General features: G+C 39.1%; 15 protein-coding genes. 8 read left to right on the forward strand and 7 right to left on the reverse strand.

Annotation, left to right across the window (positions count from 1 at the left end; genetic code table 11):
- Nucleotides 1–7: 7 nt before the first annotated feature.
- Together ACQ93I_RS10820 and ACQ93I_RS10825 are read right to left on the reverse strand one after the other, a co-directional pair.
- On the reverse strand, nucleotides 8–1,003 hold the full coding sequence (locus tag ACQ93I_RS10820) for an SDR family oxidoreductase (protein WP_431698542.1): 996 nt from the start codon (nucleotides 1,001–1,003) through the stop codon (nucleotides 8–10).
- 95 nt (nucleotides 1,004–1,098) lie between these two features.
- Nucleotides 1,099–2,103 carry a LacI family DNA-binding transcriptional regulator gene (locus ACQ93I_RS10825; RefSeq protein WP_431698543.1) on the reverse strand — a complete coding sequence of 335 codons (1,005 nt, stop codon included), beginning with the start codon at nucleotides 2,101–2,103 and terminating at the stop codon, nucleotides 1,099–1,101.
- Between the two features lie 111 nt (nucleotides 2,104–2,214).
- Between ACQ93I_RS10825 and ACQ93I_RS10830 the strand changes: the two genes are divergently transcribed.
- The 4 genes from ACQ93I_RS10830 to ACQ93I_RS10845 all read left to right on the forward strand — a co-directional run bounded on the left by ACQ93I_RS10830 (nucleotide 2,215) and on the right by ACQ93I_RS10845 (nucleotide 4,233).
- Nucleotides 2,215–2,358 (forward strand): hypothetical protein, encoded by a 144-nt coding sequence (locus tag ACQ93I_RS10830; protein WP_431698544.1) that lies wholly within the window; start codon nucleotides 2,215–2,217, stop codon nucleotides 2,356–2,358.
- Between the two features lie 88 nt (nucleotides 2,359–2,446).
- Entirely contained in the window at nucleotides 2,447–2,770 is a 324-nt protein-coding gene (locus ACQ93I_RS10835) for a phosphoribosylpyrophosphate synthetase (protein WP_431698545.1), read from the forward strand.
- A gap of 65 nt (nucleotides 2,771–2,835) precedes the next feature.
- Nucleotides 2,836–3,327, forward strand: coding sequence for a Dps family protein (locus ACQ93I_RS10840; protein WP_266069187.1), 492 nt, complete (start codon nucleotides 2,836–2,838; stop codon nucleotides 3,325–3,327).
- Between the two features lie 6 nt (nucleotides 3,328–3,333).
- A complete protein-coding gene (locus ACQ93I_RS10845; RefSeq protein ID WP_431698546.1) occupies nucleotides 3,334–4,233 on the forward strand; it encodes a mechanosensitive ion channel family protein in 900 nt (299 codons plus the stop codon).
- 382 nt (nucleotides 4,234–4,615) lie between these two features.
- Here the strand turns inward: ACQ93I_RS10845 and ACQ93I_RS10850 are convergent, their stop codons facing one another.
- Complete coding sequence (locus ACQ93I_RS10850; protein WP_431698547.1) at nucleotides 4,616–8,338, reverse strand: metallophosphoesterase; 3,723 nt, start codon at nucleotides 8,336–8,338, stop codon at nucleotides 4,616–4,618.
- A gap of 55 nt (nucleotides 8,339–8,393) precedes the next feature.
- Between ACQ93I_RS10850 and ACQ93I_RS10855 the strand changes: the two genes are divergently transcribed.
- On the forward strand, nucleotides 8,394–9,584 hold the full coding sequence (locus ACQ93I_RS10855) for a Pycsar system effector family protein (protein ID WP_431698548.1): 1,191 nt from the start codon (nucleotides 8,394–8,396) through the stop codon (nucleotides 9,582–9,584).
- Here ACQ93I_RS10855 and ACQ93I_RS10860 read toward each other — a convergent pair.
- Nucleotides 9,501–11,951 (reverse strand): GAF domain-containing protein, encoded by a 2,451-nt coding sequence (locus ACQ93I_RS10860; RefSeq protein ID WP_431698549.1) that lies wholly within the window; start codon nucleotides 11,949–11,951, stop codon nucleotides 9,501–9,503. The genes ACQ93I_RS10855 and ACQ93I_RS10860 overlap by 84 nt on opposite strands.
- 122 nt (nucleotides 11,952–12,073) lie before the next feature.
- On the opposite strand from ACQ93I_RS10860, the gene ACQ93I_RS10865 reads away from it, so the two are divergent.
- A complete protein-coding gene (locus ACQ93I_RS10865; protein WP_431698550.1) occupies nucleotides 12,074–13,210 on the forward strand; it encodes a redoxin domain-containing protein in 1,137 nt (378 codons plus the stop codon).
- 69 nt (nucleotides 13,211–13,279) lie between these two features.
- Here ACQ93I_RS10865 and ACQ93I_RS10870 read toward each other — a convergent pair whose 3' ends face one another.
- Complete coding sequence (locus ACQ93I_RS10870) at nucleotides 13,280–13,954, reverse strand: SIMPL domain-containing protein (RefSeq protein ID WP_431698551.1); 675 nt, start codon at nucleotides 13,952–13,954, stop codon at nucleotides 13,280–13,282.
- 44 nt (nucleotides 13,955–13,998) lie between these two features.
- The gene (locus tag ACQ93I_RS10875) at nucleotides 13,999–14,649 is read right to left on the reverse strand and encodes a rhomboid family intramembrane serine protease (protein WP_345598365.1); all 651 of its coding nucleotides are present in this window, start codon (nucleotides 14,647–14,649) and stop codon (nucleotides 13,999–14,001) included.
- Between the two features lie 54 nt (nucleotides 14,650–14,703).
- Between ACQ93I_RS10875 and ACQ93I_RS10880 the strand changes: the two genes are divergently transcribed.
- A complete protein-coding gene (locus ACQ93I_RS10880; protein ID WP_431698552.1) occupies nucleotides 14,704–15,612 on the forward strand; it encodes a lysophospholipid acyltransferase family protein in 909 nt (302 codons plus the stop codon).
- Here ACQ93I_RS10880 and glmM read toward each other — a convergent pair.
- Nucleotides 15,602–16,990 (reverse strand): phosphoglucosamine mutase, encoded by a 1,389-nt coding sequence (gene glmM, locus ACQ93I_RS10885; RefSeq protein WP_431698553.1) that lies wholly within the window; start codon nucleotides 16,988–16,990, stop codon nucleotides 15,602–15,604. The two genes, ACQ93I_RS10880 and glmM, sit on opposite strands and share 11 nt — an antisense overlap.
- Before the next feature lie 150 nt (nucleotides 16,991–17,140).
- Between glmM and ACQ93I_RS10890 the strand changes: the two genes are divergently transcribed.
- A complete protein-coding gene (locus ACQ93I_RS10890) occupies nucleotides 17,141–17,725 on the forward strand; it encodes an ACP phosphodiesterase (RefSeq protein WP_431698554.1) in 585 nt (194 codons plus the stop codon).
- The last annotated feature ends 32 nt before the right edge of the window (nucleotides 17,726–17,757 follow it).

Below are 17,757 nucleotides of genomic sequence, written 5' to 3' on the forward strand. Positions count from 1 at the left end.
TTTTCTTCTATAAATTCTTATAATACCACTCCACAGCTTCTTTCAGTCCCGCTTCTATTTTATATTGTGGATCATATCCTAACAAAGTTTTTGCTTTATCTATAGAAGCCAGGGAATGAGGTATATCCCCGGCGCGATTTGGGCCATGCTCAACTTCTACATTGGAAATTTCGGAATCATATTTCGAAAGGTATTTTTTAAGTAGCTGGGTCAATTCTTTTAGATTCGTCCTATCCCCTACTGCAGTATTATAAACCTGATTTAGTGCTTCTTTATTGTCTGTAGTCAAAGCTAGCAAGTTCATTTGAATCACATTGTCTATATAAGTGAAATCCCTGGAATAGGTACCATCTCCATTGATGACCGGACTCTCGTGATTCATAAACTGAATTACGAACTTAGGGATCACAGCAGCATAAGCACCATGTGGATCCTGCTTCCTTCCAAAAACATTAAAGTACCTAAGGCCTATGGTATCAAGTCCATAAGTTGTATGGAAGATATCGGCATATAGCTCATTTACGTATTTAGTAATAGCATAAGGAGATAAAGGTTTACCAATGTGATCTTCAACCTTCGGAAGTGCTTCAGAATCGCCATAAGTAGAAGAACTGGCTGCATAAACAAACCTTTTCACACCAGCATCTTGCGAAGCTACTAACATATTCAGAAAACCTGAAATATTCACTTCATTGCTTGTAATAGGATCGTTTATAGACCTGGGAACAGAACCCAGTGCTGCTTCATGCAATACAAAATCTACTCCGGAAACGGCTTTTTTGCAATCCTCAAGGTTACGAATATCCCCTTCTATTAAAGTAAAATTTTCATGATCTTTAATTGCTGAAAGATTCTCTCTTTTTCCAGTTGCGAAATTATCGAGACATACTACATTGGCATTTAAATCCAGGAGAGCTTCACATAAGTTAGAGCCAATAAATCCTGCGCCACCTGTAACTAATACTTTTGAAGAACTGAGCAATTCAAATTGTTTGCTGTTCATTAAATGAAATTTGGGTTGGTTTAAATTTTACCTGCCAAAGGTAAAATTTTCATAAAAGGTATTTATTAATTTCCTCTTAAAGAACCTCATTATTTTTAAAATTGAGTCGACTCATAATGCACCACTTCTGTCGCAATGAGTATCTTTTCTTTTGGCCCGGTATTTTTTTTATTGATTCGGCTAATAAGAATATCCATAGCCTTTGCTCCAATCTTGTCGGGAGATTGATCTACAAAGCTCACTGAAGGAGTAAGATATTTTGCAAGCCCCCCACGAATGAATCCAATTATTTTAAGGTCTTCCGGTATTCGAAGACCATTTTCATACGCCAGTCTATAAGTAAGCATAGTACTGTCAAAATCACTACATAAGACTGCCTCCACCTTATCTTCCAATAGCATCTTAAGAGTCTTTTCTTTTAAACTTTCCAAGTTGGCCGAATTCGCCAGATAAAAGGTATCATCTTCCCTTAAAGCATTCTTATAACCTTCTATTCGAGCCTTTCCCACCCCCATGTGATGAACAGAGGTAGCCAGGCCTATCTTTTTCAATCCTTTATTCTGAAGATCCCTTGTGGCATCATAAAATACTTTTATATCATCTATTCCTACCTTATCTACAGGCATATCAAAATCGATGCGGTCGTAAAGCACAACCGGAATATCATACTGAATAATATTCCTAATATGCTCAAAATCTTTTTTTCGCTGTGTTTCTTCGGCTATAGCTATTAGAACACCATCTACAAAACCCGCAGTAAGCATTTCAGAAATTTGCTTTTCCCGATCATGTGATTCATTCGAAATATAAGTGATCACCTGTAAACCCTCCCGTTGTGCACGTGCCTCCATTCCTGAAAGCACTTTAGCAAAGAAAGAATTTGCTATATTTGGAATCAGCACCCCAATCGTCCCACTCTTACTGCTTTTTAAATTGACCGCAGTTGGATTTGGACGGTATTTATGAAGAGCAGCAAGTTCTTTAACCCTTTCAATTGTTTTCGGACTAATCTCGGGGCTATCGTTCAAAGCTTTCGAAACTGTCGAAACAGAAACGTTCAGTAATTTGGCCAATTCCTTTAGGGTAATTCTGGTTTTCATTTAAAAAGCATATAGGGGTTAGTTACAAATTTAATAAAGCCGGGTGAAATTCTGCATTTTTTGTTTGAAACTTGCAGCCTTTTTTATAAATTATAGTAAAGTTGTGTAAAAATGAAGTTTTTCAGAAGTGATTGGTTCTATATTATTGCTGCACTCATCACCATCTTTGGCATCCTTACCGGCTGGTATTTCTTTTTCTTTCTAGCCATACCTCTTGGGTTATGGGATTTCAGGAAAAAAGATCGCAGGAAGTAGCTGCGTTAAATTATTACTAATCCAGCACGTATGCTTGCAAACACCAAATTAGGAGCGTAATTTAATCCTGAACCAAAATAAGCGCATAATGAAACAAAAAGGAACCCTATCACAGACTCTCAACATGCTTCGCACCGAAGAAGGATATGAAGAAGATTTCAACCTCCTCGATGAGAAACTAAAATCTCCTGAAGAAAGAGAAAAATTTCTGTCTCAGGATTTTGTTGTAGATGAGGTCTACCGGTTTGAAGGTCCTTCAAATCCCGGTGATGAAGCTACTTTGTATGCCATCACAACCTCTTCGGGAAGAAAAGGAGTTCTACTTGATGGGTACAACTATTCTTCAGGACAAATTTCAGAAGAATTACTTAAAAAACTGGACCTCAAGAGCAACCGTCCTACTTCAGAATAAGCTTGTATTTACAGTATAATTATTGTATATTTGAATAGTAAATTTTAAAACCATAAATAAAAACTATGAGTTACTTAGGTTTAGACGCCAAAGAGACGTCAAATACAGTTCAGGAACTTAATGTTCTTTTAGCCGATTATCATTTATATTATCAAAAACTTCGTAATTACCACTGGAATGTAATTGGTAAGAATTTCTTTGACCTTCATGAAAAATTTGAAGAGCTGTACGATGACGCGAAAATAAAAATTGATGAGATTGCAGAGCGCATACTTACCTTAAGATATCAACCCACCAGCAATTTAAGTGAATATCTAAAGAAATCTAACCTGAAAGAATCAGAATCAGATCTTTCAGATTCTAAGATGATCGAAAACCTGCTTAAAGACCATGGCACAATCTTAAAACAGATGCGACAGGTAGTACAGGTGGCCGAAAAGGGAGGAGATGAAGGTACTATAGACCTTATTGGTGCTTACATTCGGGAGCTTGAGAAGACCAGCTGGATGTTGGATGCCTGGAAGATGAAAACAGCAGAACAACATAAGCCGGTATAAAGCTGAATGTCGCAAGAAGAATTTGACATACAAAATTCCGTAGAAGGAATTTGGAAGAAATTAGGCGAATGGCTGGATTCTATAATCCTGGGTTTGCCTAATTTCATTTTGGCCGTACTGGTCTTTATCATTTTTGTATTAGCTGCTAAATACCTGGGTAAGCTTCTCGATAAATTACTCAGGTATAAAGTAAGACAGGCCTCTATACGGGAGATCACCATTAAGATCCTCAAAGTAGTTGTCATTGCCATAGGTTTCTTTGTTGCCCTTGGGCTACTCAATTTAAATACTATTCTCACTTCTGTACTGGCCGGTGCCGGGGTCGTGGGTTTAGCCGTAGGTCTTGCACTACAAGGCACGTTAAATAACACCTTTTCAGGAATCCTGCTGAGTTTCCTTCCGGAGTTACAGATTGGCGACTGGATCGAAAATAACGGTTATGCCGGAAGGGTTGTAGAAATCAATCTTAGGAGTATTGTCATTAGGGAAGCCGATAATAATTATGTTGTTATTCCAAATTCCCAGGTCATAGACGCACCTTTTAAGAATTTTTCCCGTACCTCACGTTCCAGGATCACTGTGAGTTGCGGCGTAGCTTACAATTCTGATCTTGAACTTGTAAAAACCATTACACTAAATACAATCTCAGAACTTTTTCCTCAAAAAAAGGGGGAAGAAGTAGAATTCATGTATAATGAATTTGGCGACAGCTCCATCAATTTTATAGTGAGATTCTGGAGTGCTGCAACCAACAACCGGGACATTCTTTTTGCCAGGAGTAGTGCAATTATTGCCATTAAGAAGGTGTATGATCAACACGATATTAATATTCCTTTCCCAATTCGCACACTCGAATTCAACAACAGATTGAATATTCAAAAACCTTCTGCGGAAGGAGATGCATAATTTAGCATTTCAAATGATTTACCCATCTCACCCTTCAAAAAGGGCAAAAACACAAGGCATTTTTGAAAGTTGCTAAGGAGAAGTTATTTCTATGCTGAAACTCTTCAAGTGTGAGCACATTTTTGAGTTTAATGACCATAAACACTGAAAATAATCACGAGCCTCACCTTTCAAAAATGACAAAAACTGGGAGCCTTTCAGGAGTATTTTAATATACTTTTCAACCCGCATTTTATTCTTTAAAAATGCAGGTTGAAAAGCTATTTTTAGCAGTCCAGTCAATTATTTACACCCTTCAATTTTTATTTTGATAGCTGAAGCTATCCTGCATAATCAGGAGCAAACTTCATATTTTTCAGAATCTATTTTACTTCCGTAGAAATTAAAAGCTCATACCCACACTAAAACTGAAACGCAGTTTTTCACCTCCCGAAAAGAGGTTAAATTTAGCCGAAACAGCCTCTGCCCCTGTCACCCACAATCCGCCGCCATAGCTATCATGCCACAGGTTGCTATCTTCGCCATCAAGCCATACCCTACCAAGATCGTAACCTGCAAAAACACCTATTTGAAAAGGCACAAACGAAGTCTTGAACTCGTCAAAACTGTATCTCAAATCGTTACCCCAAACAAAAGCACTTTCACCAGAAAATCTTTCTTCTCTGAACCCTCTCAAGCTTTCGGCTCCACCTATTGTAGCAGCCTGGTAGAATTCAAAGTCGTCTCCCCAAAGCACTTCGGCATTCACCCGAGAATTGATTACCCACTTATCATTACGGCTCACGGCTTTGTAGAATTCGAGATATGGTGCGACGTATCCATAAATATTGTCAGTTTCACCTGTATTAATTTTTCCGCCGCCTATAAATTCGAATTTCATACCATTAGTAGGGTTAAGGATGTAATCATAACTTTCGTATCGAAAAACCCCTTCAAGACCAGCAAAATACTGGCGGTCAAAAAAGTTGGTGTCCTTCATGTATGATTCAGAAAGAAAACGATTTGTACTTTCCTCGATCTGTACGCCTTCAAAAGATGCAGTTAACTGGTAGTAACGACCAAAAGGGGTATTTTTCACAATACCGGCTTCTCCACCTATCCTGCTAATGCGCACGCGGTTGAATTCTTTCCCCAATTCCTCTTCAAAATTTTCTGTCTCATTTCCCATTCCGAAGAAGTTACGGGTGTAGCTGGGGTTCGTAAAATGTGCTTTTAACAGGAAGTTATATCCGCCAAAAACATTAGCAAATTCACCCCGGTACCTTAAATCAAAACTTTGAGTGGCAAAATAATACCCGGCCCTAAACTTATGTTGAGCGGTAAAAGGATTCCTGCGGAAGCCATATTTACTGAAAGTAGCGCTTAGACCTACCTGGAAACCATCATCTGGATTGTATCCCACGGCAGGAAGCACAGAACTTGAAGAATAAACTTTTCGATCTTTATCGAAGACATTCACTTCATAGTCATCGGTAAAGGTAATATCTGCACCATCGTTGATCTCTACTGTATTAGGAAGGGACTCGTGATCATAGACCTTGACTTTTTTGCCATTTTTGATCCTGTAAATATCATTGTTTTGACCACCGATGATCCTCACCAGAATTTTTGCAGATGCATCACCAGAAACTTCAAAAATATCATCATCATCAAGACCATAAACCCAGAGTTCATGCGTTACATTGGGATCATAAATCCTATTGCTCACAACATCGTCCTTTTTACCGTCTTTGATCCTGTAAATTGTTACCCGGGTTTCTCCTTCAGGAAGACGTTCAATTTCTATATGATCATCTTTATCTGTTGCAGTGATCATAGCAAACTTTGCAAAATAGTTATAGTACCTTTCAGCAATGTCAACAATATTGTTTCTTCTTGCCTTCAGGTTTTTGATAATCCGCTGAGTGGCTTCTCCCTGTGTTTCCTTCGGAAGTTCTTCAAAAGCTTCTTCAATTACTTTATCTGTAATATGCTCCTGAAGGTATTTTGCCTGTTGCAGCCACTCTTCCTTTGGAGAATTCTGGATTAGGCTCCTGTCCAAACCAACCGCAGCCGAATTGAACCACTCAATATTGCTGATGTCTTCATCATAAACAGCAAATTGATTTGCAAAACCGGTCAAACCTCTTAAGGTGTTAAAGAAGGCTCCGTCAAAATTTGAAAAAACCTGATCTCTATCGCGGGGAATTGGCTTGAAGAGATGATTCCCTTCTTCGTCTTCAATTTCGGCCCATCGCCATTGATCTTCGTGCCTGTCCCAATCGCCCACCAGCATATCAAAAATTCTTGCTCTTATATATGCAGTTTCGTCCAAAGTATATTTTTCATCACGCCGCAACCGCTCAAACACGCCCGATGTACTTTCTATGTCGTGGTTGGGGCTGCCAAATGATTCATATCCAACCCAGCCCTCTTCGGGGCGCTCCACGATCATATAAAGCTCATCTCCATATTCGCTGTTGAAATCTCCCAAAGCTTTTTGCCTGGGGACGTAAAATATTTGTGGATTGGTATGATAAATCCCGGCTGCATCTGATAATTTCGGAATAGCCAGGAAAGCATAAGGGTGCGCAGAAGTATAAAAGTCTTTGATCACATCTTCTGCAAGGGTGTTTTCAAACTTTGTCTCTACAGGCGTGTCCTTGTAAGCCACCGTCTGGATAAATTGCACGGCACTTTTCTCAAGAGCTCTCAGGTTATAATCTCTGCCCTGGGCATCTTTTAATCTAAGAGATCGGGTTTGATGCCCTCCCCCGGCACGTTCTACTGTGAGTCCGCCATACAAAGTATCGAGAATGGCAACAGGAACTTCTACCTGGATTCCATAAAGATCTCTGTACCTGTCTCCCCAAATACTTTCGTAAGCCACTGACACAGCAGTATCTGCAGGTTTATATACCGAGGCGTGTATTGTTTGTGGAAAAGAAGTTGATAATGTGTCTGTACTGAAAGGTTGCGGCGCAGCGATGACTTCTTTTTGGTATAAAAGCTTAGGTTTCTTTTCTTCACTGCCATAGACGCTTACCCACGAAGAACCATCTTCAAAAATATCGAGAGAGGCAAAGCCCTGGCCTGAATAGGCGAATAAACCATCGCTCCCCAGCCCCACATAAGAAGCCTTGGATGCTGAGCCCGAAACAATCTGCTTTACCTTGTCGTGTTCAATATATTGTAATGAATGATCATGCCCCGAAACAAATACTACATTACCCCACCGGGATGCAATAGTTTCAATGCGTTTTCTCATTCCTTTATATCTCTCATTTTGAAGATCGGTGCTGGTAACACCTCCCGTAGTTCTAATAAAATTTGCCAGAGTACCAAGTATGGGCAGCGGCAGTTTTCGTTGGGTAGGATATAAATGGTTGGTTAAACTGAAGTTTCCGCCGTGTAGTCCATTAGTGTATAAAGGATGGTGAATTACAAAAACCACCGTCTTTGTCTGATTTTTCTTTAACTCACTATCAATCTCCTGAAAAAAGGCTTCCCGGGTCTTTATTTCGTCACAATCATCGTTGATCTTAGGATGTTTATCCCAATCTTCGAGGAACCACTGGGAATCGGCCACTAATACCTGAATATTCTCTGTCACCTCAATAGAAGTCAAGCCACAACCGGCTTCAGGAAAGAAAACATCCTCTCTCTCCAGCTTCTCCCGCAGATAATCGGCCTGGCGTTCCAGCCCAACTAATCCCTGAGCATACCAGTCATGGTTGCCGGGCACAAAGAAGAGGTTGCCTTCATAGTTTTCTACAGCATCTATTTGAGCATCAATACGGTATTCCATGAGCTCTCTCTCGGGATGATCCTCAGAAACCAGACCTGCGGGATATACGTTATCGCCAAGAAAAATAGTGTAGTTGCCCTTCTGTTTTACAGAATCTATATAGGTTTTAAAAGCCAGTAAAGCTTCTGAAGAACCTCCCGGAGGTGAGTAACCTCCATCTCCCAATAAATAAAAAGATTTTTCGATCTCCTTTTCCTGGGGATAACCAAAATCTTCTGAAGGTTCATCTTCGGCAAAGTAAAGCTGATTAATTTGTGGTGAACAGCCTGTAATTGCAATAAACAGGGCCAGTGTTAGAAATATGTTATTTTTTCTCATACAAAATTATTGGGGGGATTTTTTTGTAATTTGGTGAAAATCTAACCACAACTGAATGACAACTCTTACTGGTAAAGCTGAAAAATTCGTACAGGATCTATTCAGTAAAAAACTACCCAATACATTCATTTATCATAACTTTAAACACACTCAGAGGGTAGTTAAAAGTACTAAAGAATTAATTGAAAAATCTCAAATTCATGTTAAACAGGAAGAGCCACTACTCCTCGCTGCATGGCTACATGACACGGGTTACACTGAGAAGTATGCCGGGCATGAAGAAGAAAGTGTTGAAATAGCCAAAAGCTGGCTGCAAGAGCAGAATGCAGACCAGGAACTTATTGATACTGTCTCTAAGCTCATTATGGCAACAAGAATGCAAGCCGAACCTAAAGACCTTGCTGAAAAGATCATTAAAGATGCCGACACTTCGCATTTAGCGAAAGATTACTTCGAAGAGACCAGTGAATTTCTTCGACAGGAGCTCAAACTCCAAAAAATAAAAAACTACTCACACCAGGAATGGATTGAGAAAAACATAGAGCTCTTTACAGAGAGACATGAATTTTACACTACCTACGCAAGAGAAAACTGGAAAGAGCAAAAAGATAAGAACCTTTACGACCTGCTCAATAAAGAAAGAAAAGCAAAAAAGAAACTAGCCAAAGAAGAAGCCAAAGCCCGCCTTAAAGTTAAATATAAAGATAAGAGCGCAGACAGAGGGATTCAAACCCTTTTTAGAGTAACCATGCGCAACCACCTAAAGTTAAGCGATATAGCTGATGCTAAAGCAAACATTCTGCTCTCGGTCAATGCCATTATTATTTCCCTGGCCATTGCCAACTTCATTCCAGATCTTGCCAGCCCCGCGACTGCTAGCCCGGCAATCATGATCCCTATCTTTATTCTCATGATCTTTAGTGTAGCATCAATAATAGGAGCTATAATGTCTACCAGACCCAATGTGACATCGGGTGAATTTACCCGGGAGCAAATTAAAAACGGGGAGGTAAACGTGCTGTTCTTTGGGAACTTTCATCGTATGCCTTACGAGCAGTTTGAATGGGCGATGCACGAAATACTTGAAAACCAAAGCGATGTTTACGAATCTCTCATGAAAGATCTTTATATGCTGGGAGTGGTACTCAACCGAAAGTATTATTTATTGCGAATTACTTATACCATTTTCATGGTAGGAATTATTCTTTCGGTGCTCAGCTTTATCGCCACTTACTACCTTGCCTAGAACTTTTTCAAGATCTTCATATGTAAAAACCTGCTCTTCGTGTTGTTCACTTTCCAGGTGGTATAACACTTCCACTCTTAGTGCCTTGAGCCCTATGACGCCCTGAACATCTTCGAGTTCCAGTTTCTCTACTTTGTCTCCCAGGTATTTCTTGGACTGGACATATTTAATGTAGCGCAAGTACTCTCTTTCATCCTTTCGGTTAGAATAAACAATGGCTATTTTACCTTTTTGCGTCACCCTTTCCTCGGTTCCTTTAACATTGGCCTTATCAATCCTTTTTTTAATAATTTCATACCTCGCATTGTAAGTACCATCAACATCAAATTGCTTTTCATCCATCCTATACCGTATAGAAAGAGTAGTATTATACACAAGGATTAGAGAAGCAGCCTGCAGCTTTAGCGGCATTCTTTCCTGGATCTGGTAGAACCTGTTTTCCATTTCACACATGGTGGTTAACTGCCATAACCGCAGATTAAAAAGATAAACCTCGTCAAAAGGTTTAATTTTCTTATTAGAAAGAGATGCCCCTATGTAAATATTATGTTCAACCCCATCAGTTTTATATCTCTCAAAGTAGTGCGGGTAAATCTCCTGCGCGTCTATTTGCCGCCGGTCAATATATCGGGACATTGTTCGGTTTATTTGCTGCACCGCCTCGTCATAATTCTTACGATGATTATAGATTATACCGGTTTCGGAGTTGATATTTTTCCGGTATATTTTCACCTGTTCTTCTAAATTTGGCGTCTGCTTTTCTATATGATCCATTACAGGATTGATCTCCCTTTGTAATAAATTGAATACCTTCTGTTCACTGGAAGTACTAAGGCTACCGGCCAAATCATCTTTAAATTCTTTAATTCGGAATTTTACCTGCTCGTAGATATCCAGCTTTTCAGTTTTTTCGGCTTCACATACAATCTTTTCGATAGATTCAAGTTGATCGAGCAGGTCTTTCTGAATAGCTTCATTCCTGGCTTCCGAAGAAGCCACGATATCTATCTCTCCATATAAAGGGTAAACATCTTCAAAAGTGATATCTTTAAAAGATGCAAGTCCATCTTCATCAAGATCTCTTATGAATTTTCGAGCTTCCATTTCAAAGATCCAAAGTACACTGGGGTGAATTGACGTACATTCACTTTGTATAACGGCTTTCACCCGGTTTTCAAATTCAGATTTACTTCGTTCTACCGCTGTTACGATATATGGCAAAATATCTTCCAGCTTTGTCGCATTTATACTGTTGAGTTCGTTCTTTTCAAAAGACACCAATTCCAGCAGCCCCAGCAAAACATTGTTTTTGGCAATGGGTGCTATAATGGCACTTTTGACACCTGCATCAACAAGAGAGCTTATAAGAAGGTTTTCTGATGCTTTACCTGAATATTTTTCAACATTAGGAATGCTAAAGCACCTATGTTCGTCCACCAGGCTAGTATAAGCTTCCTCCCCGAGCACCTTTTTGCAGCTCAATATTTTTTTCTCCTGAAGCAAAAAACTGGGAGAACGATTCCCTATCATTCGTTCAAAAACAGAATCCTGTTCGTTGTACATGGTAAACCCTATCCGAAGATTCGGAATCTTGTAGATAGACTTAAAGATCTCTTCAAACTTTTCCATCTCTTCCTTACCGGAGGTATTCCTATGCAACAGCGTAGTCTTAAGGTCAGAAATTGCATCATCTACAGTCACATCGGTAAGGGAGATAATTGTAAAGCCTTTAAAAGTCCAGCTGTTGGGTGGAAATTTTTCTTTCCACAAGGCAACGTTTTCAATATTCTGAATTAACTCATCAACATCTTCCTTAGTAATTTCCCTGGCGTTTTTACCAGGTTCAAGCTCCATAAAATTAGAATCGAGCTCAATTCTATAGTGCCTTAAAATGCCATTTTCATCGGGTATATCGTAATAAAAAGGCCTTGAAAAATCTATATCGTACCCATAATATTTGTTTAGAATAAGAATACAGGCATAGATATAGTCAAGATCATGATTGAGATTCCTCATATTTAAGGTGAAGTCTTTACCTGCACCTGCCAAAATATTTCGGAAATTTTGCGTAGAGTTAAAAATCAGGTTATGAAATGGAACCGAAATGGCTTTGATCTGTGTATCAGACAGAATTTCAGGAAAAAGATCTTTCATTAGAATCCTTATAGGATCTTTGTACCTGTTGAGATCTTCAGAATTTAATATTCCTTCTTCCAAAGCAGGAAAAGTGGAAATGTACTCCAGCATATTTTCGAGATAATCTTTAGATATCTTACTCGACTCATTTTGGAGCTGATGACGATATTCCTGTATGATCTTGTGGAAACTTATCTTTATTTCCAGTGGAAATTCCTTTTGATGCTTCATGTTTTAAAATTAAAGGATTTTCCCCCCTGCCCTGAAGGACTTCTTCATATTAACATTAATTTATCGCTTTCGATCCTTTCTCTCCCCTATCTTCCTTATTTTTGTCCAAAATGTAACAAATTATGCGTAAAATATTATTAGCCGGACTAGTGATTCTCATGGCTGCTTGCGAAAGTGAAAATGAAGGATACCAGATTAGCGGAACAGTCCAAAATGCCCCAGACGGGCAAAAGCTCATCATTTCTGAATTGAATGACAGCAACACCCAGGTAGTACATATTGATACTATAGAAATAAAGGAGGGGAAGTTTGAACTTGATTTACCTGAAAAAGAGCAACCCACCATTAGCTTCCTTACTGTGGAAGGAACTCGTGGAAATGTGGTTTACATAGCAGACAATACTCCTATTGAATTCAAAGTCTATCCAGATAGTATTTATTCTTCTGAAATATCGGGCGGAGCAGATAACGAAGTGCTTTCTACTTATCTTGAAAGTGTAAAAGGAGTAAGCAAGAAAATGGGAGAACAACGCAAAGCCGCGCAGGAAGCCATGATGAACAAGGATTCTGTTGCCCTACAAAACCTTCAGGCATTCCAGGAACAATTATTTGAGGAAGACAAGCAAACAAAAGCAAGTTTAGTTGAGTCAAATCCCAATTCTATTGTATCGGTAATGATCCTCCAGGACATGCTAAACACTTCGGCCTATTCTTCAGCCGAATTAAAAGGATTTTACGAGCAGTTAAGCCCTGAAGTAAAGGAACTTCCTCTGGCAAAAATCGTAAAGACAAGGCTTGACAAAATGAGCAAGACCGCAGTAGGAAGCAAGGCGCCAGAATTTAGTGCCCCTACCCCTGAAGGAAATGAACTTGCACTTAATGATGCTCTTGGAAAAGTTACCCTGGTAGATTTCTGGGCCTCATGGTGCAAACCCTGTAGAGTTGAAAATCCCAATATTGTAGAAGTCTATAAAAAATATCACGACCAGGGATTTAATATTATCCAGGTCTCTCTGGATCGTCCCGGACAAAAAGACAAGTGGATCCAGGCTATTGAAGATGATAATCTTGGAGCATGGAATCATGTTTCTAACCTGATGTTCTGGCAGGATCCTGTTGCAGTTGATTACGGTATTCGTGCCATCCCTGCTGCATTTTTACTGGATGAAAACGGGAAGATCATTGCCAAAGATCTAAGAGGTGATGCCCTGGGTCAAAAGGTTGGAGAAGTTCTTAACAACAGCTCTTCCTCTAATTAACAAGGTGCATAAAAAAGAAAAAGAGGCTGTCTGAAAAGGCCGCCTCTTTTTCTTTTAATCATCTTCAGTTTAATCGAGCTGAAATTCAACATTAACCTTTACGGTTACTTCCATTTCACCCGGAGCAATAGTTTGCTGTCCAGAACTGTCAGATTTCATTTCCATCACACGATAAACCGGCTGGTAATGATCTGTTTGTACTTCGTTGATATGAACTGCTTTTCCGGCACGCTGACCTAAAGCAGAGGCATATTCTTCAGCTTTCATTTTCGCATTCAAAACTGCCTTTTCTCGCGCTTCAGATTGTAATTGATCCTTTTTAGAGGTCATAAATTCGATCCCGTCAATTCTGTTAAGCCCCGATTCTAATAAACCAGACATAATTTTTTCATAATCCTTCAGGTTTACCAATTCAATAGAGATGGCCTGGTTAGCCGAATACATGGTGTCTTTTGTATTGTAATTAACCTCTTTATTTAATCTCATATATTCCGTCTGAATATATTTTGAGGCTACCCCCTGAGACTTTAAGTACTTAATAACCTGATCGACTACTTTATCATTTTCACGCTTCACCTCGGCAGCAGTTTTCCCGGTATGTTCAATCCTGGAGTTAATAAGGACTTTATCGGGTACTACATTTACAGTTCCGGTACCTAAAACGGAAACAGAGGGAAATGGCTTATCTTGCGCAAAGCCTACAGAGTAGCCAAAAATGGCAATTAGAAGAAGAAACTTTTTCATAATCTTTATGGTTTTACAAGATGTTTTCAAATTCAGTGCCAATGTCAGAATTTACCGGTCTTTTGTAGGAAAAATAACAGAACAATAGGAATAGCCAGTAGAATCACCATAAACAAACTTGTGGCAAACAATTGCGGAACAAGAACCAGAGTGAGGATATAACCTCCCACAGCACCACCAAAATGGGCATCATGCCCTATATTCCCTATCCTGTTTTTCATTCCGTAGATTGAATACAGCATATAGCCAATCCCGAAGACATATGCAGGAATGGGTATTGGAATAAAAAACATGTACAGGCTCATATCGGGATATAATAAAATAGCGGCGTAGATTATACCCGAGACAGCACCGCTTGCTCCCACCGCATTATACTGATATTCATCTTTATGAAAATAGTAAGATAAAAGGTTACCCAGCAAGAGACTGGCAACATAGATCAATAAGAAGCTGAAACTACCCAGGGAGCCAATGACTACATCGGCAAAGAAGTAGAGTGTAAGCATATTTAGAAAAAGATGTGCAGTATCTACATGCAAAAACCCTGATGTGAGCACCCTTATCTTCTCACCTCTTTTTACTGCTGCCGAATTGAACTTGTACTTTTCAAAAAAAGCATGATCATTAAAACCTTTAAAAGAAAAAATAATATTTGCTGCTATGACTACAATTGTAATCAAGTCGAAATCTCCCATTAATGCAAAAATTTAGTTCCAAATATACCATATATTTGCCTAAATGACTTTTGCATGCAGCGTTTAGTTTTCTGGTTGGTTTATCCATTTTTATGGCTAATTTCAATTTTACCTTTCAGCCTTTTTTATCTCTTTTCTGATCTTGTCTACTTAATTGTATACTACATAGCCAGATATAGAAGAAAGACAGTAAATGAAAACCTGAGGCTGGTATTTCCTGAAAAATCTGACAAAGAAATAAAGAAGATCAGAAAACAATTTTACCACCACATGGTAGATATGTTTTTAGAGATGATCAAAAGCCTTTCTATTTCAAATGAAGAATTGAAAAAGCGATTTTGCTTTACAAATCCTGAAGAAATTGACAAAATAAGGGCTATGGATAAGAGCATACTGCTCGCCTGCGGCCATTATGCCAGCTATGAATGGATGAACGCCCTCGAACTCTACGACCTAAAACATGAGAGCTTCGGGATATATAAGAAAATAAAGAATCGCTATTTTGATCAACTTGTTAAAGATATAAGGGGTCGTTATAATACGGAACTCATTCCTTCAAGTAAAGCCACAAAAACTATTACTGATAATCAGCACAATGGTATTTGCGGCATCTATGCTTTAATTGCAGATCAATCTCCCAAACTTTCCCGCACCCGGGCATGGATCAGTTTTATGGGTATAAAGTCGCCCGTTTTCATGGGATTGGAAAAACTATCACACACTTTAGACATGGCGGTAGTTTACCTGCACGTGGAAAAAGTAAAAAGAGGCCATTATGTAGCCTCTTTTAAAACTATTTCATACGAACCGACTAAAGAGCCCGATTATTTTATAACACGTAAGTATATTGAGCTTCTTGAAGAACAGATAAGAGAAAAACCCCAGTACTACCTTTGGACCCACAAAAGATGGAAACACAGGAATGCTTCAATACCTAATGATGCTGTGATCATTAAAGATTAGCAATTTTCTTTATCTCTGCAATCATTTCTTCAGCCACTTCATCGGCTTTTCCCTGTGTTTTAGCTTCAGTATAGATCCTTATAATGGGCTCTGTATTTGATTTTCTCAAATGCACCCAATGTTCAGAGAAATCTATTTTCACACCATCTACAGTACTTACCTGTTCAGCAGAGTATTTTTGAGCCACCAGCTTAAGAATGTTATCTACATCAAGTTGAGGCGTGAGCGCTATTTTATTTTTGCTCATAAAATACGAAGGATACGATTTACGAATTTCTGAAACCTTCATTTTCTTTTCGGCCAGGAAAGTTAGAAAGAGACCCACACCTACAAGGCTGTCCCTTCCGTAGTGCAATTCAGGGTAAATAATTCCTCCGTTACCTTCACCTCCAATAACAGCATCATTCTGCTTCATTAACTCCACCACATTTACTTCACCCACTGCACTGGCTTCATAATTCCCTCCATGTTTCTGGGTAACATCGCGCAGGGCACGGGATGAAGAAAGGTTACTAACCGTATTGCCCGGGGTTTTACTCAAAACGTAATCGGCGCAAGCCACCAGGGTATACTCTTCACCAAACATTTCACCTTCCTCTGTAATAAATGCCAGCCTGTCAACATCGGGATCAACTACAATTCCCAGGTCTGCCTTGCTCTTTTTTACAAGATCACATATTTCTGAAAGATGTTCTTTTAAAGGTTCGGGGTTATGCGGAAAATCTCCTGTGGGCTCACAGTAAAGTTCAACCACCTCTACTCCCAACCTCTTCAAAAGCTTGGGAATGGCAATTCCTCCTGTAGAATTCACTGCATCAACGGCAACAGTAAATCCTGCTTCAGCAATTTTTTTAGCATCAACCAATGGAAGCATTACCACCTCTTCAATATGAGTATCAATGTAATGGTCTACCCTGGTTATTTTGCCGAGCTCATCGACTTCAGCAAAAGAGAAGTCAGCTTTTTCAGCCATTTCAAGAATTTCAGCGCCGTCGTCTCCACTTAAGAATTCTCCTTTCTCATTAAGCAGTTTTAAGGCGTTCCACTGTTTGGGATTATGGCTGGCAGTAAGTATAATTCCTCCATTTGCCTTTTCTAAAGGAACTGCAATCTCTACAGTAGGAGTGGTAGAAAGATCAAGATCAATAACATCAATACCAAGCCCTGTGAGGGTATTCATTACAAGTTGCTGAATCATAGGGCCCGAAATTCTCGCGTCACGTCCCACTACCACAGTAGTATTTTTGCCCTGATGCCTTTGTTTAAGCCAGCTCCCATAAGCAGCAGCAAACTTCACCGCATCAATAGGCGTTAAATTTTCTGAAGGTTTACCCCCAATAGTTCCACGAATTCCCGATATCGATTTTATTAAAGTCATAAATATATTTTCAAATAGTTGTCAAAAATGTCATTTTCTTAACCTCTTTTTCTGCGGAAGTTATAAAATGCCGTACAAAGATACTCTCCTTCTGAAGCCTTCCCAAACCTTAACATAATTTAAACATCAAGATTAATTACCTTAGCCCGAATGAATTTTCTTGCCCATATATATCTCTCGGGAGATAATGAAGATCTCATCCTGGGAAACTTTATAGCCGATTCTATTAAAGGAAGAAAGTACCTTCGGTACCCGCCTGGAGTTCAAAAGGGCATCCTCCTTCACCGGGAAATTGATTCGTATACCGATTCTCATCCCCTCGTAAAAAGAAGTACTGCAAAACTACACAAGAATTACAGTCATTATAGCGGAGTAATCGTAGATATATTTTATGATCACTTTCTCGCATCCCGCTGGGAAGATTATTCTTCGGTTCCTCTGGAAAATTTTGTGTCTAATTTTTATAAGCTCCTGCAACAGAGATTTGATTTACTACCGGCTCCAATTCAAAACTTTCTTCCTTACATGGTTTCAGAAAACTGGCTTTTAAGCTATGCAAGTGTTGAAGGGATAGCAAGAATCCTTTACCAAATGAACATTAGAACAAAAAATATCGTTCAAATGGATAAAGCAGTAAATGATCTAAAGGAACATTACAATGATTTTTCTAACGATTTTCAAGAATTTTTTCCTGAGCTTCAAAAATTTTCTCAAGCTAAAATAGCCAATCTATAGAGGCTGAAAAATAGTATTATAGATGCTTTCTT

Origin of the sequence: Salinimicrobium sp. WS361 (genome assembly GCF_050750585.1) — a bacterium.
GTDB lineage: Bacteria > Bacteroidota > Bacteroidia > Flavobacteriales > Flavobacteriaceae > Salinimicrobium.